This is a genomic window from Methylobacterium sp. Leaf94, assembly GCF_001426045.1.
Taxonomy (GTDB): Bacteria; Pseudomonadota; Alphaproteobacteria; order Rhizobiales; family Beijerinckiaceae; genus Methylobacterium.
Genome location: NZ_LMRM01000034.1, coordinates 276,953 through 299,405, shown reverse-complemented (window position 1 = coordinate 299,405; position 22,453 = coordinate 276,953). Strand labels below are relative to the sequence as shown.

Annotated in this window: 17 protein-coding genes; 10 read left to right on the top strand and 7 right to left on the bottom strand. The window is 67.6% G+C overall.

The features are described from left to right. Nucleotides 1–75: 75 nt before the first annotated feature. The 3 genes from rpoD to ASG63_RS16865 all read right to left on the bottom strand — a co-directional run bounded on the left by rpoD (nucleotide 76) and on the right by ASG63_RS16865 (nucleotide 4,741). Nucleotides 76–2,070, bottom strand: a complete 1,995-nt coding sequence (gene rpoD / locus ASG63_RS16875; protein ID WP_056218821.1) for an RNA polymerase sigma factor RpoD — start codon at nucleotides 2,068–2,070, stop codon at nucleotides 76–78. Nucleotides 2,071–2,270: 200 nt separating this feature from the next. After that, nucleotides 2,271–4,193, bottom strand: coding sequence for a DNA primase (gene dnaG, locus ASG63_RS16870; protein WP_056218818.1), 1,923 nt, complete (start codon nucleotides 4,191–4,193; stop codon nucleotides 2,271–2,273). Nucleotides 4,194–4,279: 86 nt separating this feature from the next. Then, complete coding sequence (locus ASG63_RS16865; protein ID WP_056218815.1) at nucleotides 4,280–4,741, bottom strand: GatB/YqeY domain-containing protein; 462 nt, start codon at nucleotides 4,739–4,741, stop codon at nucleotides 4,280–4,282. A gap of 208 nt (nucleotides 4,742–4,949) precedes the next feature. Between ASG63_RS16865 and carA the strand changes: the two genes are divergently transcribed. The 8 genes from carA to ASG63_RS16825 all read left to right on the top strand — a co-directional run bounded on the left by carA (nucleotide 4,950) and on the right by ASG63_RS16825 (nucleotide 14,758). Further along, nucleotides 4,950–6,191: a glutamine-hydrolyzing carbamoyl-phosphate synthase small subunit gene (gene carA, locus ASG63_RS16860; RefSeq protein WP_056218812.1), complete on the top strand. Its 1,242-nt coding sequence runs from the start codon at nucleotides 4,950–4,952 to the stop codon at nucleotides 6,189–6,191. A 211-nt stretch (nucleotides 6,192–6,402) separates the two neighbouring features. Then, nucleotides 6,403–6,780 (top strand): hypothetical protein, encoded by a 378-nt coding sequence (locus ASG63_RS16855; protein ID WP_056218810.1) that lies wholly within the window; start codon nucleotides 6,403–6,405, stop codon nucleotides 6,778–6,780. Nucleotides 6,781–6,943: 163 nt separating this feature from the next. Then, entirely contained in the window at nucleotides 6,944–10,429 is a 3,486-nt protein-coding gene (gene carB / locus ASG63_RS16850; protein ID WP_056218802.1) for a carbamoyl-phosphate synthase large subunit, read from the top strand. 125 nt (nucleotides 10,430–10,554) lie between these two features. Beyond that, nucleotides 10,555–11,031: a transcription elongation factor GreA gene (gene greA, locus ASG63_RS16845; RefSeq protein WP_181017364.1), complete on the top strand. Its 477-nt coding sequence runs from the start codon at nucleotides 10,555–10,557 to the stop codon at nucleotides 11,029–11,031. 7 nt (nucleotides 11,032–11,038) lie between these two features. After that, nucleotides 11,039–11,551, top strand: coding sequence for a hypothetical protein (locus ASG63_RS16840; RefSeq protein WP_056218798.1), 513 nt, complete (start codon nucleotides 11,039–11,041; stop codon nucleotides 11,549–11,551). Between the two features lie 50 nt (nucleotides 11,552–11,601). Then, nucleotides 11,602–12,627 (top strand): mitochondrial fission ELM1 family protein, encoded by a 1,026-nt coding sequence (locus ASG63_RS16835; protein ID WP_056218795.1) that lies wholly within the window; start codon nucleotides 11,602–11,604, stop codon nucleotides 12,625–12,627. Between the two features lie 14 nt (nucleotides 12,628–12,641). After that, nucleotides 12,642–13,616, top strand: a complete 975-nt coding sequence (gene trxB / locus ASG63_RS16830) for a thioredoxin-disulfide reductase (RefSeq protein ID WP_056219483.1) — start codon at nucleotides 12,642–12,644, stop codon at nucleotides 13,614–13,616. A 251-nt stretch (nucleotides 13,617–13,867) separates the two neighbouring features. Beyond that, on the top strand, nucleotides 13,868–14,758 hold the full coding sequence (locus tag ASG63_RS16825) for a LysR family transcriptional regulator (protein WP_055956592.1): 891 nt from the start codon (nucleotides 13,868–13,870) through the stop codon (nucleotides 14,756–14,758). Nucleotides 14,759–14,815: 57 nt separating this feature from the next. Here the strand turns inward: ASG63_RS16825 and msrP are convergent, their stop codons facing one another. From msrP to ASG63_RS16805, 4 genes are all read right to left on the bottom strand, one after another. Next, on the bottom strand, nucleotides 14,816–15,772 hold the full coding sequence (gene msrP, locus ASG63_RS16820) for a protein-methionine-sulfoxide reductase catalytic subunit MsrP (RefSeq protein WP_056218792.1): 957 nt from the start codon (nucleotides 15,770–15,772) through the stop codon (nucleotides 14,816–14,818). Between the two features lie 135 nt (nucleotides 15,773–15,907). Further along, nucleotides 15,908–17,602: an AMP-binding protein gene (locus ASG63_RS16815; RefSeq protein WP_056218789.1), complete on the bottom strand. Its 1,695-nt coding sequence runs from the start codon at nucleotides 17,600–17,602 to the stop codon at nucleotides 15,908–15,910. 85 nt (nucleotides 17,603–17,687) lie between these two features. After that, nucleotides 17,688–18,383, bottom strand: a complete 696-nt coding sequence (locus ASG63_RS16810; protein ID WP_200941281.1) for a hypothetical protein — start codon at nucleotides 18,381–18,383, stop codon at nucleotides 17,688–17,690. 5 nt (nucleotides 18,384–18,388) lie between these two features. After that, complete coding sequence (locus tag ASG63_RS16805) at nucleotides 18,389–19,885, bottom strand: leucyl aminopeptidase (RefSeq protein WP_056218786.1); 1,497 nt, start codon at nucleotides 19,883–19,885, stop codon at nucleotides 18,389–18,391. A gap of 282 nt (nucleotides 19,886–20,167) precedes the next feature. On the opposite strand from ASG63_RS16805, the gene lptF reads away from it, so the two are divergent. Next, nucleotides 20,168–21,337, top strand: a complete 1,170-nt coding sequence (gene lptF / locus ASG63_RS16800; RefSeq protein WP_056218783.1) for an LPS export ABC transporter permease LptF — start codon at nucleotides 20,168–20,170, stop codon at nucleotides 21,335–21,337. A gap of 15 nt (nucleotides 21,338–21,352) precedes the next feature. Next, complete coding sequence (lptG, locus tag ASG63_RS16795) at nucleotides 21,353–22,441, top strand: LPS export ABC transporter permease LptG (protein ID WP_056218780.1); 1,089 nt, start codon at nucleotides 21,353–21,355, stop codon at nucleotides 22,439–22,441. Nucleotides 22,442–22,453: the final 12 nt, after the last annotated feature.

Below are 22,453 nucleotides of genomic sequence, written 5' to 3'. Positions count from 1 at the left end.
AAAGAGCCGACCCCGAGAGGAGCCGGCTCATTCGCAGGGGTCGTTGGCCGGGGCGAGCCGGCGCAAACGAAGATGTCAGTTGTCGAGGAAGCTGCGCAGCTTGCGCGAGCGGCTCGGGTGCTTGAGCTTGCGCAGAGCCTTCGCCTCGATCTGACGGATGCGCTCGCGGGTTACCGAGAACTGCTGGCCGACCTCCTCGAGGGTGTGGTCGGTGTTCATGCCGATGCCGAAACGCATGCGCAGCACCCGCTCCTCGCGGGGCGTGAGCGAGGCGAGCACGCGCGTCGTGGTCTCCCGCAAGTTGGATTGGATCGCCGCGTCGATGGGCAGGACGACGTTCTTGTCCTCGATGAAGTCGCCGAGGTGGCTGTCCTCCTCGTCGCCGATCGGAGTCTCGAGCGAGATCGGCTCCTTGGCGATCTTGAGAACCTTGCGCACCTTCTCCAGCGGCATGGCCAGCTTTTCAGCCAGTTCCTCCGGGGTCGGCTCGCGACCGATCTCGTGCAGCATCTGGCGCGAGGTCCGGACGATCTTATTGATCGTCTCGATCATGTGCACCGGGATGCGGATGGTGCGGGCCTGATCGGCGATCGAGCGGGTGATCGCCTGCCTGATCCACCAGGTGGCGTAAGTCGAGAACTTGTAGCCACGCCGGTACTCGAACTTGTCGACGGCCTTCATCAGGCCGATGTTGCCCTCCTGGATCAGATCCAGGAACTGCAGGCCGCGATTGGTGTACTTCTTGGCGATGGAGATCACCAGGCGCAGGTTGGCCTCGATCATCTCCTTCTTGGCCTGGCGGGCTTCGCGTTCGCCCTTCTGGACCATGTTAACGATCTTGCGATACTCGCCGATCTCGAGGCCCGTCTCCGACGCGAGGGTCAGGATCTGCTCGCGCAGCCGGGCGACCTCGCTCGATCCCTTTTCGACGAGGTTCTTCCAGCCACGGCCGCCGAGGCTGCCGACGCGCTCCATCCAGTTCGGGTCGAGCTCCCAGCCCTGGTAGTGGCGCAGGAACTCGTCGCGGGCGACGCCGTGGCTCTCGGCGTAGCGCATCAGGCGGCCCTCATGGGAGATGAGACGCTTGTTGATGTCGTAGAGCTGCTCGACCAGGGCCTCGATGCGGTTGGCATTGAGGGAGAGCGACTTCACGTCGGTGACGACGGCGTCCTTGAGCTCCTCCTGCTTGCGCTCCTGCGCATCGGTGCGGGTGCCGCCCGAGGCCTTGAGCTCGGCGTGCTCGATCTGCAGCTTGCGCAGCTTGCGATAATTGTTCGCTATGTTGTCGAACGTCTCGAGGACGCGCGGCTTGATCTCCGTCTCCATGGCCGCCAGGGAGACGTTGTTCTCCATGTCATCCTCGTCGTCGCCCTCGGGCGGCGTCGGCGCGTCGCCCTCGGCGTCCTCGCTCTCCTCCGTGCCGTCGGCGATCTGCATCGCGTTCTTGGCGTCGGGGCCCGCATAGGTCGCTTCGAGGTCGATGATCTCGCGCAGGAGCACCCGGCCGTCGACGAGTTCGTCGCGCCAGATGATGATGGCCTGGAAGGTCAGCGGGCTCTCGCAGAGCCCGGCGATCATCGCCTCGCGACCGGCCTCGATGCGCTTGGCGATGGCGATCTCGCCCTCGCGGGACAGGAGCTCCACGGAGCCCATCTCGCGCAAGTACATGCGCACGGGATCGTCCGTGCGGTCGGTGGGCTCCTTGGTCGTCTCGGCGCGCAGAGCAACGGGCTTGGTGGGGGCGATCTCGGCGACCTCGGTCCCCTCCGCCCCGTCCTCGTCGTCGGCCTCGCCGTTGCCCTTGGCCTCCGTCGTCTCCTCGGTCTCCTCCGCCTCAACGACGTTGATGCCCATCTCCGAGAGCTGCGACAGCACGTCCTCGATCTGGTCGGGGTCGGACTGACCGTCGGGCAGAACCTCGTTGATCTCCTCGTAGGTGATGTAGCCGCGCTTCTTGGCGAGCTTCACCATCCGCTTGACGGAGGCATCCGTCAGATCGAGGAGCGGCCCGTCGGTCTGTTGCTCCGGAGCAGCATCCGTCTCGTCCCGTTCCGTTGCCTTCGTCGCCATGGTCCGCCTATGGTTGTCGTGTCAGCATCGCGCGGGAGCATGTCGCTCACTCCGCGTCGTCGACGCTGAAATACATGTGATGTGCGGTCCGCCGAAGTGACAGCCGCGTCGAAGTCAGATCCCGGTATGCAAGCGAGACGCTTGACCGATTGTTAACCATGAGCCGCCAATGGCGGCCGAATTCGTTCGCGGTGCGCGTCTCAGGGTGTCGATGCCTCATCCGCATCCGGCACCACCTCGTCCGCCTCCGCACCAGCGATGACGGCCATACGGGCCTTTACGTCGCACAGCCAAGCGAAGTTCGCCTCCGTCTCGTCCTCGACCAGGGCCCGCTCAGCCAAGCGGAGTTCGCTATTTAGCGCTCCAGACTTGCGGTGCAAGATCACGGCCTGACGCAATGCGTCTTCGAGACGCACAGGATCGGCATGCGCGTCAAGGGTCCATCGATCGCCCGGGCGCACATGACTGGCGAGCCGGGAGGCGGCTTCCGTGAGCCCGGCCCGCTTCAATCGGCTCTCCAGAACCGCGACGCCGGGCTGATCCGCGTCGGCGTGGCTGTCGAGCAGGAGGGAGCGCAACGCCTGCGCATCCGGGTCGCCCAGTTCGAGCTCGGCGAGATCCTCCGCCTCGATCCCGAGCAGTTCGGGGTGGACGAGGAGGCTGGAGACGATCATCGCCTCGCGGTCGCGAAACGCCACCGGGCCGGAGGCGCTGGTCTCGCCAGCATAGAGCGGATTGAACTTGGTGGTGATTCGCGGCGAGGGTGGCGGATCGCCCGGACGGGGCTGGCGCTGGAAGGTGGGTCGCGCGGAGGCCGCCCGCGGCTCCCAGGGGCCGCGGCGCCCGGAGGCGGCCTGCGGAGAGAGAGCGCGCAGGCGGCCCTCGATCTCGTCCCGGTAGAATCCCCGCACGGTCTCGTCGCGGATGGAGGCGACCATCTCGCGCAGCGATTTGGCGAGACCGGCTCGCCGCTCGGGCGTATCGAGCGGCGCCCCGTCGGTGGCGCGCGACCACAGCACTTCGACGAGGGGCCGGGCCGTGTCGAGCACCCGGTCGATGGCCGATTTTCCCTCGGCGCGCAGGAGGTCGTCGGGGTCCTGGCCCTCGGGCAGCATGGCGAAGCGCAGGGACTTGCCCGGCGTCAGGCCGGGCAGCGCCACATCGAGGGCCTTGAAGGCCGCACGCTGGCCGGCGCCATCGCCGTCGAAGCATAGGATCGGTTCGTCGGCGTTGCGCCAGAGAAGGCCGATCTGCTCCTCGGTGAGCGCCGTGCCAAGGCCCGCCACCGCGTTGGGATGGCCCGCCAGGGTCATGGCGATGACGTCGACGTAGCCCTCGACGGCGATGATGACGCCGCGATCGTGCGCAGGCTTGCGGGCCTGGTGCAGATTGTAGAGGAGCTGCCTCTTGTGAAAGAGCGGCGTCTCCGGCGAGTTCATGTACTTCGCCTTGGCGTCCTTCTGCATCGCCCGGCCGCCGAAGGCGATGACGCGCCCGCGCGAATCGGCGATCGGAAACATCACCCGGTCGCGAAATTTGTCATAGGGCACGCGGATGTCCTCGCCGGCCACCAGCAGACCGAGCTCGACCATCAGGTCGCGGTCGACATCCTTGGCGGCGAGGTGGTCGCGCAGGGCGTAGCGGTCGCCCGGAGCGTAGCCGAGGCGAAAGTGGCTCCGGGTCTCCGGGCCGAGCTGGCGCCGGTCGAGATAGGCGCGGGCCTCCGCACCGGCGCGGCCGCGCAGCTGCTCCTCGAAAAACGCGGCGGCCATCTCCATGACGTCGAAGGTCCCGGCGCGCTTGGTCTCCTGCTCGCGGGCATCGGCGCTCGGCGCCGGCAGGGTCACGCCGGCCTCCGCCGCCAAACGCTCCACCGCCTCCGGAAAGCTCAACCCCTCCGTCTCCATCAGGAAGGTGAAGACATCTCCGTGCTTGCCCGAGGAAAAGCAGTGATAAAACTGCTTCTGGTCGTTCACGTAGAACGAGGGCGACTTCTCGGCATTGAACGGCGACAGACCGCGCCACTCGCGGCCCGCTTTCTTCAGCCGGACGCGCCGCCCCACGATATCGGATGCGGGCAGGCGCGCACGGATCTCTTCAAGGATGTGGGGCGGGTAACGCACGGCAAGAACCGGACCTCTGCGGCCGCCCATCTTAGCGACCCGGGCTTAAAGAGTCCCCAACGCCGATGCGGGGCGCTGGGACGCCCTCAGGCCTTTGCGTTCAGCGCCTCTTTCACGAGGCCGCTCGCCTTGGCGAAGTCCATGCGGCCGGCATAGGCGCCCTTCAGGGCGGCGATGACCTTGCCCATGTCCTTGGGCCCGGCGGCGCCCACTTCGGCCACGGCCTTGTCGATGGCCGCCCGGGTCTCGGCCTCGTCCATCTGCTGCGGCAGGAAGCCGGCGATGATCGCGACCTCGTTGCGTTCGTTCTCGGCGAGCTCGGGCCGGCCACCCTGGTCGTAGACAGCGGCCGATTCGTTGCGCTGCTTGATCATCTTCTGCAGGAGCGCGAGGATTTCCTCCTCGGAGGCCGGCTCCTTGCCGAGGCCGCGCGCCTCGATGTCCTTGTCCTTCAAGGCGGCCTGGATCATCCGGACGGTGGCGAGTTTCGCCTTGTCGCCGGCCTTCATGGCTTCCTTCATCTCGGTGGTGAGACGGGCGCGCAGCATCGTGTGACTCCTGAAAGATGAACCCAGGGCAGCGGATCAACGGCGTGGTCTGCGAATTGCTGCGCGAACCAGGGTTCTTGAGACGCACCGACGCGAGGGCCACATTGACCCTAACACGGCACGCTCGCTATGAGCGCCGCACGACAAGCCGCCCGCATGCGCCGCTATACGGCGCCGGGATCGGCCGGACATAAGCGAGATCACGCCGATGCTGCAAGATGATGGCGTCCAGACGCCTGCCGTGCCCGCGCCCCCCGCTCCCTGGGCCGAGCCCCTGGCTACAGCCCTTCTGGTCCTGGCGGACGGGACCGTGCTGGAGGGCTTCGGCATCGGCCAGACCGGAACCGCCGACGGTGAGGTCTGCTTCAACACCGCGATGACCGGTTACCAAGAGATCCTGACCGACCCGTCCTATGCCGGCCAGATCGTCACCTTCACCTTCCCGCATATCGGCAACACTGGTACCAACGACGAGGACCTTGAGAGCCTCGATGCGGCGCCGGCCTCCGGCGTGCGCGGCACCGTGATCGCGTCCGCCTTGACCAAGCCATCGAACTGGCGCTCGTCGAGCCACCTCGACGCTTGGCTCAAGGCCCGCGGCATCGTCGGCATCACCGGCGTCGACACCCGGGCGCTCACCGCCCTTATCCGCGACAACGGCATGCCGAACGCCGTCATCGCCAACGATCCGGAGGGCCGCTTCGACCGCGAGGCCCTGAAGGCCCGTGCCGCGGCTCTCGCGCCGATGGAGGGTCTCGACCTCGTGCCGCCGGTGACGAGCCGGGAGCGCTCGGAATGGTCGCAGACCATCTGGGACGTGAAGGCCGGCTACGGCGACCGCAAGCCCGGCACCGGGCTCAAGGTCGTCGCGATCGACTACGGCGTGAAGCGCAATATCCTGCGGCTTCTGGCCGAAGCCGGCTGCGACGTCACCGTGGTACCCGCCACGACGACCGCCGAAGAGATCATGGCGATGAAGCCGGACGGGGTGTTCCTGTCGAACGGCCCGGGTGATCCGGCCGCCACCGGCGAATACGCGGTGCCGGTGATCCGAACCCTGCTGCAGGAGAAGGTGCCGACCTTCGGCATCTGCCTCGGGCACCAGCTCATGGGCCTGGCGCTGGGCGGCCGCACGGTGAAGATGGCGCAGGGCCACCACGGCGCGAACCACCCTGTGAAGGACAAGACCACAGGAAAGGTTGAGATCGTCTCGATGAATCATGGCTTCGCGGTCGATCCGGCGAGCCTGCCCGAGACGGCGCTAGAGACCCACGTCTCCCTGTTCGACGGCTCCAATTGCGGCCTCACCCTCACCGACCGGCCGGCCTTCTCGGTTCAGCACCACCCGGAGGCCTCGCCCGGCCCACGGGACAGCCACTACCTGTTCGAGCGCTTCGTCGCCCTGATGAAGGCCGGCAAGCCCGAGACCCTGGTCACCACCGCCGACTGATTCGTATGGCCGGACGGAGGCGATGCCCCTTCCGGCCACCGCGGCGGCGGCAGGCCAGCCCTGCACGCAGGCATGCCAACCGCGAGAAGGTTCCCGCCGCGTCACAAAAAATCCGGCATTCCGGGGCATCCCGGCATCGTTAACGGCCCGCTAAGGACGGCGTTCGAAGATCGTCGCCGGGTCGGTTCCGACGCTTGCCGGGGATTTCCACATGACGTTCGACGACGCGCGCGACGACTTCTCGCGCCTGCATCGCCTCTTCACGTTCCATCTCGGCGTGGCCGTCAGCCTCGCGTGGATGACCGCCCTCTACTCGGCCTGCTATGCGCCGTGGGTCCGCAACATCCGCGCCTTGATCGACCCGGCCGCGAGCCTCGACCGCGTCGAGAGCACCTGGTCCTTCCTGTTCGCGCTACCGGTGGTGATGACGCTGGCCTGGATTGGCCTGTATTTCGGCCGCGAGATGCTCCGCCGGAGCCAGACCCTCTCCAATGCGGCACTCGAATTCGCCGCCGCCGCCGTGGTCGCCTTCGGGGTGTTCTACCTGTCCATCGACCGCGCCGTCTCGGCTCTCTACCTGGGCTTCTGAGACGCTTCAGCGCTTCACCTTCGGCCCGCGCCCTTCCAATGGCGGCGGGCTGCGTGTAAGTGCCAGGATCAACGACAATCCACGCCGCTAGCGCCCCCAGGCCCGTGCCGCTTCTCCGGCACCGCGCATGGCCGGGCGCGCGTGCCTGCAGCCAAGGCGCCCGATGCCGAAACGCACCGACATTTCCTCGATCCTGATCATCGGTGCGGGGCCGATCGTCATCGGTCAGGCCTGCGAGTTCGATTATTCCGGGACCCAGGCCTGCAAGGCCCTCCGCGAGGAGGGCTACCGGATCGTGCTGGTGAATTCGAACCCGGCCACGATCATGACCGACCCGGACATGGCGGACGCGACCTACGTCGAGCCGATCACGCCCGAGATTGTCGCCAAGATCATCGAGAAAGAACGCCACGCCATTCCGGGCGGCTTCGCCCTGCTCCCGACGATGGGCGGCCAGACGGCGCTGAATTGCGCCCTGTCCCTCAAGAAAATGGGCGTTCTGGAGAAGTTCGACGTCCAGATGATCGGCGCCACCACCGAGGCGATCGACAAGGCCGAGGACCGCCACCTCTTCCGCGACGCGATGACCAAGATCGGCCTGGAGACGCCGAAATCGGCCCTGGCCAACGCCTCGGCGGCCAAGAAGGCCGACCGCGAGAAGTACCTGGCCGAGGTCGCCCGCATCGAGGCGGCGAACGAGGGCGAGGCCCGCGCCGCCGCCCTCGCCGCCTTCGAGAAGACCTGGCACCGGGGCGAGTCCGAGCGGCGCAAGCGCTACGGCGAGCACGCCATCGGGCAGGCGCTGATCGCGCTGGCCGAAGTCGGCCTGCCGGCGATCATCCGCCCCTCCTTCACCATGGGCGGCACCGGCGGCGGCATCGCTTACAACCGCGAGGAATTCCTGGACATCGTCGAGCGCGGCATCGACGCCTCGCCGACGAACGAGGTCCTGATCGAGGAGAGCGTCCTCGGCTGGAAGGAATACGAGATGGAGGTCGTTCGCGATAAGAACGACAACTGCATCATCGTTTGCTCCATCGAGAACATCGACCCGATGGGCGTCCATACCGGCGATTCCATCACCGTCGCGCCGGCTCTGACGCTCACGGACAAGGAATACCAGGTGATGCGCGACGCATCCCTGGCGGTCCTGCGCGAGATCGGCGTCGAGACCGGCGGCTCGAACGTCCAGTTCGCGATCGACCCCGCCACCGGCCGGATGATCGTCATCGAGATGAATCCGCGCGTCTCGCGCTCCTCCGCCCTGGCCTCGAAGGCCACCGGCTTCCCGATCGCCAAGGTCGCGGCCAAGCTCGCCGTCGGCTACACCCTCGACGAGATCGCCAACGACATCACCGGCGGCGCGACACCGGCCTCGTTCGAGCCGTCGATCGACTACGTCGTCACGAAGATTCCCCGCTTCGCCTTCGAGAAGTTCCCCGGCGCCGAGCCGACGCTGACCACCGCCATGAAGTCGGTGGGCGAGGCCATGGCGATCGGCCGCTGCTTCGCGGAATCGCTCCAGAAGGCCCTGCGTTCCCTCGAGACCGGCCTCACCGGTCTCGACGAAATCGAGATCGAGGGACTCGGCAAGGGCGACGACCACAACGCCATCAAGGCCGCCCTGGGAACCCCGACGCCCGATCGCCTCCTGAAGGTCGGCCAAGCCCTGCGCCTCGGCGTCAGCCACGAGGAGGTCCATGCCTCCTGCAAGATCGATCCGTGGTTCCTGGAACAGCTTCAGGCGATCATCGACCTGGAGAACCGGGTCAAGGCCCATGGCATCCCGAACACCCCCGGGGCGCTGCGCCAGCTCAAGGCGGCCGGCTTCTCCGATGCCCGCCTGGCCGTGCTCGCCAAGACCGACGAGGACAGCGTGCGGGCGGCGCGCCGCGCCCTGGGCGTGCGCCCGGTGTTCAAGCGCATCGACACCTGCGCCGCCGAGTTCCAGGCGCCCACCGCCTACATGTACTCGACCTACGTGGCGCCCTTCGCCGGCACGGTGGTGGACGAGGCACGCCCGACCGACGCCAAGAAGGTCATCATCCTCGGCGGCGGCCCGAACCGGATCGGTCAGGGCATCGAGTTCGACTATTGCTGCTGCCATGCCTGCTTCGCGCTCTCCGAGGCCGGCTACGAGACCATCATGGTCAACTGCAACCCGGAGACGGTCTCGACCGACTACGACACCTCCGACCGGCTCTATTTCGAGCCGCTGACCCAGGAGGACGTGCTCGAGATCATCGAGACCGAGCGTCAGGCCGGGACGCTCCACGGCGTCATCGTGCAGTTCGGCGGGCAGACCCCGCTAAAGCTGGCCCGCGCCCTGGAAGCCGCCGGCGTGCCGATCCTCGGCACCTCGCCGGATGCCATCGACCTCGCCGAAGACCGCGACCAGTTCAAGCGTCTCCTCGACAAGCTCGGCATGAAGCAGCCGAAGAACGGCATCGCTTACTCTGTGGAGCAGAGCCGACTTATCGCCTCGGATCTCGGCCTGCCCTTCGTGGTACGTCCGAGCTACGTGCTGGGCGGCCGCGCCATGGCAATCATCCGCGACGAGGCGCAGTTCGCCGACTACCTCCTCGACACTCTGCCGAGCCTGATCCCGTCGGACGTCAAGGCACGCTATCCCAACGACAAGACCGGACAGATCAACACGGTCCTGGGCAAGAACCCGCTCCTGTTCGACCGTTACCTGTCGGACGCCACCGAGATCGACGTCGACGCCCTCTGCGACGGCAAGGACGTCTTCATCGCCGGCATCATGGAGCACATCGAGGAGGCGGGCATCCACTCGGGCGATTCCGCCTGTTCGCTGCCCTCGCGCTCGCTGTCGCCGGAGATCATCGCCGAACTGGAGCGGCAGACCCGGGCCATGGCCCTGGCGCTGCAGGTCGGCGGCCTGATGAACGTCCAGTACGCCATCAAGGACGGCACGATCTACGTGCTGGAGGTGAACCCGCGCGCCTCGCGGACGGTGCCCTTCGTCGCCAAGGTGATCGGCGATCCGATCGCCAAGATCGCCGCCCGCGTGATGGCCGGCGAGTCGTTGGCGAGTTTTGACCTAAAGGCGAAGGTCCTCAATCACATCGCCGTCAAGGAAGCGGTGTTTCCGTTCGCCCGCTTCCCCGGCGTCGATGTGCTGCTCGGGCCGGAGATGCGCTCCACCGGCGAGGTCATCGGTCTCGATTCGAGCTTCGGCGTCGCCTTCGCCAAGAGCCAGCTGGGTTCGGGCACCCTGGTGCCGAAGGGCGGCGCGGTCTTCGTCTCGGTGCGCGATGCCGACAAGGAGCGCATCCTGCCGGCGATTCGGCTTTTGTCTGAGTTGGGCTTCTCGATCATCGCGACCGGTGGCACCCAGCGCTATCTCGCCGATGCGGGCGTTCCGACGGAGCGGGTGAACAAGGTTCTGGAGGGCCGGCCGCACGTCGTTGACTCGATCAAGAACGGCGACGTTCAGCTCGTCTTCAACACCACCGAGGGTGCCGGCGCGCTCTCGGACTCCCGGTCCCTCCGCCGCGCGGCCCTCTTGCATAAAGTGCCATACTACACCACTCTTGCAGGAGCGATGGCGGCGGCCGAAGGGATCAAGGCCTATCTTGGAGGCGATCTCAAGGTCCGCGCTTTGCAGGAATACTTCGCGGCCTGAATTCTCTCGCGGCATCCGTATTGAACGGAAGCCGTGTTGTTGGCGGTTCGGGAGTAATTTACTCTGGCCCGGAAGGAGCGGCACGCTCCGGCCGGGCTTATTCATTGTGGCGCGAGACGATGACGATAGACAAGGTTCCGATGACGGTGCGCGGTTACGCAGCGCTGGAGGAGGAGTTGAAGCACCGCCAGCAGGTAGAGCGCCAGCGGATCATCCAGGCTATCGCCGAGGCCCGCGCCCTGGGCGACCTGTCGGAGAATGCCGAGTACCATGCCGCCAAGGAGGCGCAGTCCCACAATGAGGGCCGCGTCCTGGAGCTCGAAAGCATGATCTCGCGCGCTGAGGTGATCGACGTGTCGAAGCTTTCCGGGACGAAGATCAAGTTCGGGGCCACGGTGAAGCTCCTCGACGAGGACACCGAGGAAGAGAAGACTTATCAGCTCGTCGGCGAGCCCGAGGCGGACGTGCGCTCCGGCCTGGTCTCCATCACCTCCCCGATCGCCCGCGCGCTGATCGGCAAGGGCGTCGGCGATACCGTCGAAGTGACGACGCCGGGCGGCGGAAAGTCCTACGAGGTCGTCGCCGTCCAGTACGGCGGCTGAGCCGCCCATGCGGTTGGGCCCCTTCCGGGCAGCGGCTCCGCTGCTCGGTCTCGTCGCACTGCTCGGATCGGCCTGGGCCGAGGACCTGCCGAGCCTCGGGGGCGAGCGCTTGGCCGGCGTCGACGTCGATGTCCGACCCCTGCTTGCCCTCGGCGGCGGCGTTCCGGCTCTGACGCTGCGTGAGGATCTGCTTTCCGCCCTGAAAGCTGAATTCGCCGACCGGCTCGGCGGCCGCGGGCCCGTGCTACTGGTGCGGATCACGAGCCTCTCGATCAATCCCTATGCCGGTGGCGACGGCGGACGTGGCCGCCTCGGCGGTGGCACGCAGAGCGATTATCTTGACGGCGAGGCCCTGCTCATCGGACGTCGGGGCGAGATCCTCGCGCGTCATCCCCAGCTCTCCGCGGTCCCGTCGAGTTCGGGCGGGGCCTGGTACGACCCGGCTTCCGAGCGCCGCCGGGTGACCGCCATCGCCCAGCACTATGCGGGCTGGCTCCGGCGCGCCCTGCCCCAGGATTGAGTGGACGGCGTGGCGGATGACGCCGCTCGAGGATTGACCTGGATCACCTGATGTCGGCAGCGTCCGCGATGCCCTCCACCACCGGCGCCGCTGCGCCGCTTCCCGACCTCGCTCAGGCCAGGACCTGGATCGTCACCGACGGCAAGGCGGGCGACGAGAACCAATGCGTCGGCCTCGCCGAAACCCTCGGCCTGCCGTTCGAGATCCGTCGGATCGCGCCCCGCCCCCCCTTCGGCTGGATGGCACCCTGGGGACCGACCGACCCGCGGGACCGGCCGGGCAGCGCACGCGGCGCCTTGTCCGGGCACCTCCCCGATCTGCTGATCGCGTCCGGGCGCCGGTCCGTCCCGTACCTCCGCGCCGTTCGCGCGGCGTCCAAGGGCCGCACCTTCACGGCCTTCCTGAAGGATCCCCGCATCGGCCACGACGCGGCGAACTTCGTCTGGGTGCCCGATTACGACGACCTGCGCGGCCCCAACGTCTTCACCACCTTGACACCGCCGCACCAGGTCACACCGGAGCGCCTCGCCGAGGCCCGCGCGCACCCGGACCCGCGCCTGTCCACCCTGCCCTGGCCCCGCATCGCGGTGCTGATCGGCGGCGACAGCCGACATTTGAGCTATCGTCCGGCGGATATGCGCAGGCTCCTGCGCGACCTCGACAAGCTCACCGAGGGCGGCTGTTCCCTCATGGTCACCGTGTCCCGGCGCACGCCGCAGAACCTGCGGGACGCTCTGCGGATTTTGGTGGCGACGAAAGGCGGTTTCTTCTGGGACGGTGGCAGCCCGAATCCCTATGTTTCGATGCTGGCGATCGCCGATTCGATCGTCGTCACCTCGGATTCGGCCAACATGGTCGGGGAGGCTGTAAGCACCGGGGCTCCCGTCCTCCTGTTCGACCTGCCCAAGACCTATATCCGCCACAGGCGGCTCTTCGCGGGACTCGCGATGGCCGGGGCCCTGAAGCCCTTCGTCGGCCGCCTGGAGGAATTGCACTACCAGCCCCTGGATGCGACGCCCGTCATCGCAGGCGCGATGGCCAAGGCCTATGCCGAGCACCGCGCGCGATGGGCCTGAAGGAGACGAGAGCGATGGCGCACACCCATTCCAAACTCATCATCATCGGCTCCGGGCCCGCCGGCTACTCCGCCGCGATCTACGCCGCCCGTGCCATGGTGGAGCCGCTGATGATCTCGGGCTTCCAGCCCGGCGGCCAGCTCATGATCACCACCGATGTCGAGAACTATCCGGGCTTCGCCGAGGCGATCCAAGGTCCCTGGCTGATGGAGCAGATGCGCTCCCAAGCCGAGCATGTCGGGACCAAGATCGTGTCCGAGTACATCACCAAGGTGGATTTCCAGGTCCGGCCGTTCCGGCTTGAGGCCGATTCCGGCGAAACCTACTCGGCCGACGCGGTCATCATCGCCACGGGGGCCCAGGCCAAGTGGCTCGGCCTGCCGTCGGAGGCCAAATACCAGGGCTTCGGCGTCTCGGCCTGCGCCACCTGCGACGGCTTCTTCTTCCGGGGCAAAGAGGTCGTGGTGGTCGGCGGCGGCAACACCGCCGTGGAGGAGGCGCTCTACCTCGCCAACCTCGCCGCCAAGGTCATCGTGGTCCACCGCCGGGGCGAGTTCCGCGCCGAGCGCATCCTGCAGGAGCGCCTGTCCAAGCACCCCAACGTCGAAGTGGTGTGGCACCACGCGGTCGAGGAGATCTGCGGGAGCGAGAAGCCGCCGTCGGTGACCCATGTCCGCCTCAAGGACACCCGCACCGGCGAAATCACGGAGCGCCGAACGGATGGCGTGTTCATCGCCATCGGCCACCAGCCGGCGACCGCGATCTTCGAGGGTCAACTGGCCATGCGCGACGGCGGCTACATCGAGACGGCGCCAGGCACGACGCATACGGCGATCCCCGGGGTCTATGCCGCGGGCGACGTCACCGACGACGTATACCGTCAGGCGATCACCGCTGCCGGTATGGGCTGCATGGCTGCCCTGGACGCCGAGAAGTACCTTGCCGCCCTCGAAGTCGGCGAAACACCCCAGCAAGCTGCCGCAGAATAGGAAGATTCTGGCGGACGACGGCGCCATGCGTCTTGCGCGCGGCGTCAAGACAATCGCAAGGTCGACCCACTAACCTAAGCGCTGACGGCATGAGCCGTCGGCGTCACCCGCATGACTCGCACCTTTCCGTCCACGTCCCGCGTGGGCCGGAGGGTCCGGGTCGCTCGGGCCAGGCACGAATAGCCGACTCGCACGCCGCGAGACGGGAAGCTTGGTCAGCCGGCGTCGGGTTGCGTACGGGAGTGGACGCCTTGGACTGGGACAAGATCCGCATCTTCCTCAACGTGGCGGAAGCCGGCAGCTTCACGCGAGCGGGCGACGACATCGGCCTGAGCCAGTCGGCCGTCAGCCGTCAGATCAGCGCCCTCGAACGCGAGTTGAAGGCGCCGCTGTTCCACCGCCACGCCCGCGGCCTGATCCTGACCGAACAGGGCGACCTCTTGTTCCGCGCGGCGCGGGACATGAAGCTGCGCCTGGAGAACACCAAGGCGCGCCTCGTCGAAACGAGCGAGCGGCCGACCGGCGACCTCAAGGTCACCACCACCGTCGGCCTCGGCACGGCCTGGCTGGCCCAGCGCGTCGCCGAATTCCTCGACCTCTACCCGGACGTGCGCGTCGAACTCATCCTCACCAACGAGGAACTCGACCTGGCCATGCGCGAGGCCGACGTGGCGATCCGGATGCGGCGTCCGGCCCAGCCGGACCTGATCCAGCGGCGCCTGTTCACGGTCCACTACCACGCCTTCGCCTCGCAGGATTACGTGAAGCGCTTCGGCGAGCCGAAATCCATCGCCGACCTCGACAATCACCGCCTGGTCTCGTTCGGCGGCAACGAGCCGTCCTACCTGCTGGCGACGCACTGGCTCTCCACCGTCGGCCGCGAGGGACAGGAGCGCCGGACGATCCACTTCACGGTGAACAACATCACGGCCCTGCAGCAGGCCATCGACACCGGCGCCGGCATCGGCATCCTCCCGGACTACGCGGCGGAGGGTCAGGCGGGCCTGGTTCAGGTCATGCGCGAGACCGAGATGCCGCACATGGAAAGCTATCTCGTCTATGCGGAGGAGATGCGGTCCGTCGCCCGTGTCCAAGCGTTCCGCGACTTCCTCGTGGCCAAGGCCCAGCGCTGGACGTACTAGAAGCGACACGGGACGCCTGAGCGGACGGGGCAGCGACCTACCCCGCCGCAGGGCCCGTCAGACGAACAGGCGCTCCTTCTCCAGCCCCTTGTAGAGGCTGGCCACCTGTTCGCCGTAGCCGTTGTAGATCAGGGTCGGCACGCGCTGGTCGGTGCCCAGGACCCGTTCCGTGGCCTGGCTCCAGCGGGGATGCGACACCGCCGGATTGACGTTGGCCCAGAAGCCGTACTCGGCCGATTGCAGCCCTTCCCAGAAGGTCTTCGGACGCTCGGCCACGAAAGAGATCTTGGTGATCGATTTCACCGACTTGAAGCCGTATTTCCACGGCACAACGAGGCGGATCGGCGCGCCGAACTGGTTGGCGAGCGGCTTACCGTAGACGCCCGTGGCGACGAAAGCGAGGTCGTTGCCCGCCTCTTCCAGGGTCAGCCCCTCGGTGTAGGGCCAGGGATACAGGAACGACTTCTGGCCCGGCGCCATCGACCGGTCGAGGAAGGTCTGCATCTGGATGTACTTCGCGCCTGAGGTGGGCTTCGCCAGCGCCACGAGCTTCGCGAGGGGGAATCCGGTCCAGGGCACCGACATGGACCAGGCCTCGACGCAGCGGTGCCGGTAAAGGCGCTCCTCCAGCGGCATCTTGCGGATGAGGTCGTCGATTCCGAGGGTCATCGGCTTCTCGACGAGGCCGTCGATGGCCACCGTCCAGGGCCGCGTCTTCAGGGCGTTGGCGGCCGGCAGGACCGACTTCGAGGTGCCGTATTCGTAGAAATTATTGTAGTCGGCGCTGAACTTCTCCGGGGTCAGCGGGCGGTCGAGGGTATAGGCCTCGTTGCGCTTGGCCGGATAGAGATCGGCGGTCGGGTCGGACGCCGCCCGGGCGCTCTCCGTCCCGATCAGCGAGGCGGCCGCCAGGCCCGCGGCCCCTCCAAGCAGGCGTCGGCGATCGAGGAAGACGCTCTCCGGCGTCGCGAGATGTTCGGGCATCTCCCATGCGTGGGTGCGTCTGATGTTCATGTCGTTCCCTCCGTTCAGCGCGAATCGCGGCGCGCCGGCCTGTTGTCCTGACATTGGCCGGACGCGGCGAGCGCGCAAGCCGTCTCAATGTCACCCTTCGCCGGCAGGCGGCCGCAGGTTACGGGCGGAACGCGATCACGGAGGGGGCGGATCGTCGCGAAGGGCCCGACGCAGCACCTTGCCAACGTTGGTCTTGGGCAGGGCGTCGTGGAAGACGACCCGGCGGGGAACCTTGTAACCGGTGAGCTGCGAGCGGGCGAAGGTCCGGAGTGCGTCTGTGGTCATCGCGTCGTCCTTGCGCACCACATGCGCGACGACCATCTCGCCGGTCTCGTCGTTGACCGCGCCGACCACGGCGCATTCGAGCACGCCCGGATGGCTCGCGAGCACGTCCTCGATCTCGTTCGGGTAGACGTTGAAGCCCGAGACCAGGATCATGTCCTTCATCCGATCGACGATGCGGACCTGTCCATCGGGGTTCAACACCGCCACGTCGCCGGTGCGGAAGTAGCCATCGGCGGTGGTGGCGTGGGCCGTCTCGTCCGGGCGCTTCCAGTAGCCGGCCATGACCTGGGGACCGCGCACGCAGAGTTCGCCGGGCTCGCCGATATCCACCTCGCGGCAGTCGAGCCCTCGGATCGAGACGTCGGTCGAGGGCAAGGGATACCCGATGGTGCCGCTCCACGCGGAGAGATCCGGCGGGTTGACGCAGACCACCGGGGAGGTCTCGGACAGGCCGTAGCCCTCCACGATGGCGCGACCGGTGATCGCCTTCCACTTCTCGGCGACCGCCGCCTGCACCGCCATCCCGCCCGCGATGACGAAATCCAACTTCGAGAAGTCGACCTCGCGGATCTTCGGATGGTTGATGAGCAGATTGAACAGGGTGTTCACCCCTGAGAAGTGGGTGAAGGGCGTCCCCTTGAGGGTCTTGATGAAGCCGTCGGCATCGCGCGGGTTGGCGATCAGCAGGCAACAGCCACCAACCTTCATGAAGAAGAAGAAGCAGCAGGTCAGGGCGAAGATATGATACAGTGGCAGCGCCGTGACCATGACGCGCGCTGCGCCGTCCTCGGCCGAGACGCGGAACCAGATCCGACTCTGCTCGACATTGGCCATGATGTTGCGATGAGTCAGCATCGCGGCCTTGGCGACCCCCGTGGTCCCGCCGGTATATTGCAGGAACGCCAAGTCGTCCGGCACGACGGGAACCCGGACCTTCGGCTTGCCGGTGCCCGCGCGGATCATCGCGTCGAAGCGGACCGCGAGTCCTTCGGGCAAGCGATAGGCCGGAACGGCTTTCTTCACATGGCGCGAGACCAGGGTGATCAGCCGCCCCTTCATGCCGAGGCCGTCGCCGGGACCGGCCAGGACCACGCGGTCGAGGGCGAGGTCCGGCAGGGCCTGCACCACGGTATGGGCGAAGTTCTCCAGGACGAAGAGGATGCGCGCGCCCGAATCGTTCAGCTGCGCCGTCAACTCGCGCGGCGTGTAGAGGGGATTGACGTTGACGACGATACAGCCGGCGAGGAGCACGCCGAAGATCGTCGCCGGATAGGCGGCGACGTTCGGCATCATGATGGCGACGCGATCCCCCTTGGTCAGGCCCTGCGCCGCCAGCCACGCGGCGACGGCCTCCGCCGACGCCCCGAGGGCCGCGTAGGAGATGCGGGCTCCGAAGCTCTCCAGCGCGGGCCGCGCGGCCGAGCGCGCCGTGCACTCCTCGAACAGGTCGACCAGCGTTCCGAGGCCGTCGACATCGAGCTCAGCGGGAATGCCCGGCGGATACGCGGACAGCCACGGGCGCACAGCGCTCCGGGTTTCGGCCATGTCGATCCTCCCTGCGATGCGACCCGGCGGCTTCCTGCCTCCTTAGTTCACACCTAAACTATCCTCGGGCATTCCGACGGCGGGATCAAGCGTCGGCGCGGGACAGGCGCAAACGATCCTGCCGCGTCGTCAGCCCGTTGCAACTCAGGTGCGGCAGAAACGCGATGCAGGCCAGGGTACCGGCTAACAGGGCATCCCCGATAGTCATCGATCGGCGCGGCCAGATGCCGAACCCCGCCGCGTGGGCGAAGCCCAGCATGGCCAGGGCGAACCAGAGGGCGAGGTACCGGAGCAGGACGTCGACCGCGGCCCGCATCCAGCGCCGGGGCTGGGATCGACCCGCAGGACCGTTGCCGATCAGCAGGGCGCCGACCCCCAGGACGCTTCCGAACACCGTCGCGGCGAGGGCTGATCCGAGGGCGTAGGCCGCCGGCATCGGCTGCTGCGTGATGAAGGCGGTGCCGCCGCTGGCGAAGGCGAGGCGCAGGGCCACGCCGCCGAAGGTGGGATAGAGGCAGGCTGCCAGGAACAGGGCCACGGCCAGCGCCCCGCCGATGAGGCGGCGGGGCCAGCCGGCCGATCCCGGCCGCAGGATCCGCAGGCCGAGGCAGGCGAGTCCGTAGACGATGGCCACCGCGAAGAGCGGGTAACGATCGAGGAAGAAGCCGTAGAAGCGGGCGTCGAGCTCGGGCGGCATGGCCACCCGCTGGTCGAACCCCGTAGCGAAAGTAAGCGCGATCGCCAGGAGCGCTGCCGCCAGCGGAGTCACGGCCGGCAGCACGCGGCTCAGGCCTCGTAGTTGTCGCGCACCAGGCGGTCGAGCAGGCGCACGCCCCAGCCCGCCCCCCAGCTCCTGTTGATCTCGCTCGCCGACGAGGACATCGCCACGCCGGCGATGTCGAGATGCGCCCAGGGCACGTCGTTGACGTAGCGCTTCAGGAAGGACGCCGCGGTCGCCGCGCCACCATGGCGGCCGCCGGAGTTCTTCATGTCGGCGAACTTCGAGTCGATCGCCTTGTCGTAAGCCGGAATCAGGGGCATCCGCCACACGGCCTCGCCCGTCGCCTCGCCGGCGGCCGTGATCTTGGCCGAGAGCGCGTCGTCGTTGGAGAACATCCCGGCGATGTCCTGGCCGAGGGCGACGATGATCGCCCCCGTCAGGGTCGCGAGGTCGATCATGAACTTCGGCTTGTAGGCGCTCTGGATGTGCCAGAGCACGTCGGCGAGGACGAGGCGGCCCTCGGCGTCGGTGTTGATGATCTCGATGGTCTGGCCCGACATCGAGGTGATGATGTCGCTCGGGCGCATGGCGTTGCCATCCGGCATGTTCTCGACGATGCCGATGGCGCCGACGACGTTCACCTTCGCCTTCCGACTGGCGAGCGCGTGCATCGTGCCGACGACGCAGGCGGCTCCGCCCATGTCACCCTTCATGTCCTCCATGCCGCCGGCGGACTTGATCGAGACGCCGCCGGAATCGAAACAGACCCCCTTGCCGATGAAGGCCAGGGGCGCCTCGGCCGGGTCGGCGGCGCCGTTCCAGCGCATCACCACGACGCGGGCCTCCTTCGTCGAGCCCTGCGCCACGGCGAGGAGGGCGCGCATGCCGAGCGCCTCCAGCTTGCCTGGGCCGAGAACCTCGACCTCGACGCCGAGCTGCGTCAGCGCCTCGGCCCGGCGGGCGAACTCCTCCGGATAGAGGACGTTCGGCGGCTCGTTGATCAGCTCGCGCGCCAGGATGACGCCGTCGGAGACCGCCTCCGAGACCTTCGCGGCCGCCTCGGCGGCGGCGCCATCGGCCACCATCAGGGTCAGCGCGGTGGCCCTGGCATCCTCGCCCTCGGGCTTCTTCTTGGTCTTGTAACGGTCGAAGCTGTAGTGGCGCAGGCGGGCCCCGAGGGCGAAATCGGCAGCGTTCTCGGCCGTGACATCGAGACCGGCGAGGATCAGGGCGGCCTGGGCGTTCCGGCCCGAGACCTTGCTGGCGGTGAAGCCGCCGAGCGCAGGCCAGTCGATCTTGGCGCGGTCCTTCTCCGAGCCGAGGCCGATCACCACCAGGCGGTCGGCGTCGAGGCCTGCGGGTGCGGGCAGTGCCAGGGCCGACAGGGACTTGCCCTTGAAGCGCTCGCTGGCGGCGGCACGGGCGACGAGATCGGCCACGCCGCCGCCGATCGCCTGGGCCACGGCCGGAGCCAGGGCGAGATCGTCGCCGACGAAGAGGACGACGTCGCCCCGGCCCACCGGGCCGAGGGGCCCGAACGCGATCGTAATTCCGTCCGCCATGACGCTAGCTTTCCGAGGATTGGGCTCGAACGAACCGTGCGTTCGAAGTGGTGCGTGCAGGATGTGCGGAGCGGCACGGCATCGGACGTGCCACTCCCGGCGCTTCTGTGTACCTGTTGAGGCACAGAACGCAACGCGACCGGACGGCCGTGAAAGCGCCCGAATCGGCGCGCCCGGATCGGAGTCGACGGCCGGGGGGCGGGACGGATACAAACGGGTGGGGCCGAGGCCTCGCCGGGCGATGCGGGGGGCGATCCGCAAGACGCCGATCCACGAGAACCCATGACGCAGATCGAGCGCTACATCTTCAAAATCGCGCTCGGGGCCTTCTTCGCCTGCCTCGTCGGCCTCACCGGTACGATCTGGGTGACGCAGGCCCTGCGCGAGCTCGACCTCATCACCGCCAAGGGTCAGACCCTGGTCATCTTCTTCCTCATCACCGGTCTTTCGCTGCCGACCCTGATCACCGTGATCGCTCCGGTGGCGCTGTTCATCGCCGTCGTCTACGCGCTGAACAAGCTCAACGGTGATTCCGAGCTCATCGTCATGTCGGCGGCAGGGATGCGACCGCGGCAGATCCTGCGCCCCTTCCTCAGCCTCGGCCTCGCGGTCAGCCTCGCGGTGGCCTTCCTGACGATCCAGGTGATGCCATCGTCGTTCCAGGAACTGCGCGACGTGCTGACCCGGGTGCGCGGCGACTTTATCGCCAACGTGGTCAAGGAGGGGCAGTTCACCAGCCTCGACAGCGGCATCACCTTCCATTTCCGCGAGCGCGGCCCGGGGGGCGCCCTGCTCGGCCTGTTCATCCAGGACAAGCGCGAGGCGGGCAAGTCGGTGGTCTACCTCGCCGAGCGCGGACAGGCGTTGGACTATGGCGGCCAGAGCTATCTCGCCCTGGAGAAGGGCAGCATCCACCGCCAGCAGAAAGATTCCCGCGACGCCTCGATCATCACCTTCGAGCGCTACACCGTCGACCTCGCCGCGTTCACGCCGCCCGACGCCGAGCTGGTCTACAAGCCGCGCGAACGCGCCACGGCGCAGCTGCTGTTCCCCGACACCAGCGAGACCTACTACAAGCAGCAGAAGGGTCGTTTCCGGGCCGAGCTGCACGACCGGCTCTCGTCCTGGCTCTACCCGCTGGCCCTGACCTTCATCGCCTTCGCGGCTCTCGGCGACCCGCGCACCACCCGCCAGGGGCGCGGCCTCGCGGTGGCCGGCGCCGTCCTCGCGGTGGTGGTCGTGCGCATCGGCGGCTTCGCGGCTTCCAGCGCGGCGGCGCGCAGTCCGGGCGCGGTGGTGGCCGTCTACGCCGTGCCCCTCCTCGCCATCCTGATCTCGGCGGTGATCATCTTCAACGGCGCGGCGGTGCGGGACTGGAACGCCCGGGTGGGCCGGGCCGCGACCGGGCTCGTCGGCCGCTTCGGCCGGCGCCCGCGCCTCGGCGTGCAGTGAGGCGGAGCTGACGCCATGCTGATCGGCGCCACCCTTGGCCGCTACTTCGCGATGCGCTTCGTGCGCACGATCCTGGGGGTGTTCCTCACGGTCTTCACGCTGGTCTACACCCTCGATTTCGTCGAACTCCTGCGACGCGCCGGGGACGCCGAAGGCGCGTCCACAGGTTTGATGGCGCAGCTCTCGCTCTATCGAACCCCGGCAGTGGCCGAGGGCGTACTGCCCTTCGCCATCCTGTTCGGCTCGATGGCCGCCCTGCTCCAGCTCTCGCGCAAGCTCGAACTGGTGGTGGCCCGGGCCGCCGGCATCTCGGCCTGGCAGTTCCTGCAGCCGGGCGTGTTCGTGGCGCTGGCCATCGGGGCCTTCACGGTGGGGGTCTACAATCCGATTTCGGCGCTGATGAAGCAGCGCTCCACCGAGATCGAGGCGAAAATCTTCGCCCGCTCGACCAAGGCCAACTCGGGTAAGGATCTCTGGATCCGCCAGCGCAGCCTCGACGGGCAGGCCATCATCCGCGCCGACACCGCGGTGGAGGGCACCACCACGCTGGCCGGCGTCTCGGTCTTCGCCTTCGACGAGGCCGGCATCTTCACCGCGCAGATCGAGGCGGCCAAGGCTAGCCTGCACGACGGCTACTGGGAGTTGAGCCAAGCCCGGGTGATGGCCAAGGGCCAGCCTGCCGAAACCTTCGACACCTACCTGATCGCCTCGACCCTGGTGCCCTCGCAGGTGCGCCAGCGCTTCACGCCGCCCGAATCCGTGCCTTTCTGGCAACTGCCGGAGACCATCTCACGCTCCGAGCGGGCCGGCCTCGACGCCACGCGGTACCGCCTCCAGTACGACGTCCTGCTGGCGCGGCCCGTCCTGTTCCTGGCCATGGTGCTGGTGGCGGCCAGCGTTTCCTTAAGGTTCTTCCGCTTTGGTGGTGTCGGCAAACTGGTGCTGAGCGGCGTCGCGGCGGGGTTCGTGCTGTACGTCGCCCGACAGGTGCTGGAAGGCCTCGGTGCCTCGGGAATCGTGACGCCGGCTGTGGCGGCGTGGTTCCCGGCCGTGGTAGGGAGTCTCCTTGGTACGCTCACGCTTCTCTATCAGGAGGACGGCTGATGTCGGACTCGG

Bases quoted from the DNA above. Each gene is read 5' to 3' on its own strand.
- ASG63_RS16805 (WP_056218786.1), bottom strand. From the start codon at position 19,885: ATGGCGGACGGAATTACGATCGCGTTCGGGCCCCTCGGCCCGGTGGGC.
- msrP (WP_056218792.1), bottom strand. From the start codon at position 15,772: ATGAACATCAGACGCACCCACGCATGGGAGATGCCCGAACATCTCGCG.
- rpoD (WP_056218821.1), bottom strand. From the start codon at position 2,070: ATGGCGACGAAGGCAACGGAACGGGACGAGACGGATGCTGCTCCGGAG.
- ASG63_RS16815 (WP_056218789.1), bottom strand. From the start codon at position 17,602: ATGGCCGAAACCCGGAGCGCTGTGCGCCCGTGGCTGTCCGCGTATCCG.
- ASG63_RS16855 (WP_056218810.1), top strand. From the start codon at position 6,403: ATGACGTTCGACGACGCGCGCGACGACTTCTCGCGCCTGCATCGCCTC.
- carA (WP_056218812.1), top strand. From the start codon at position 4,950: ATGCTGCAAGATGATGGCGTCCAGACGCCTGCCGTGCCCGCGCCCCCC.
- lptF (WP_056218783.1), top strand. From the start codon at position 20,168: ATGACGCAGATCGAGCGCTACATCTTCAAAATCGCGCTCGGGGCCTTC.
- trxB (WP_056219483.1), top strand. From the start codon at position 12,642: ATGGCGCACACCCATTCCAAACTCATCATCATCGGCTCCGGGCCCGCC.
- ASG63_RS16835 (WP_056218795.1), top strand. From the start codon at position 11,602: ATGTCGGCAGCGTCCGCGATGCCCTCCACCACCGGCGCCGCTGCGCCG.
- lptG (WP_056218780.1), top strand. From the start codon at position 21,353: ATGCTGATCGGCGCCACCCTTGGCCGCTACTTCGCGATGCGCTTCGTG.
- ASG63_RS16865 (WP_056218815.1), bottom strand. From the start codon at position 4,741: ATGCTGCGCGCCCGTCTCACCACCGAGATGAAGGAAGCCATGAAGGCC.
- carB (WP_056218802.1), top strand. From the start codon at position 6,944: ATGCCGAAACGCACCGACATTTCCTCGATCCTGATCATCGGTGCGGGG.
- ASG63_RS16840 (WP_056218798.1), top strand. From the start codon at position 11,039: ATGCGGTTGGGCCCCTTCCGGGCAGCGGCTCCGCTGCTCGGTCTCGTC.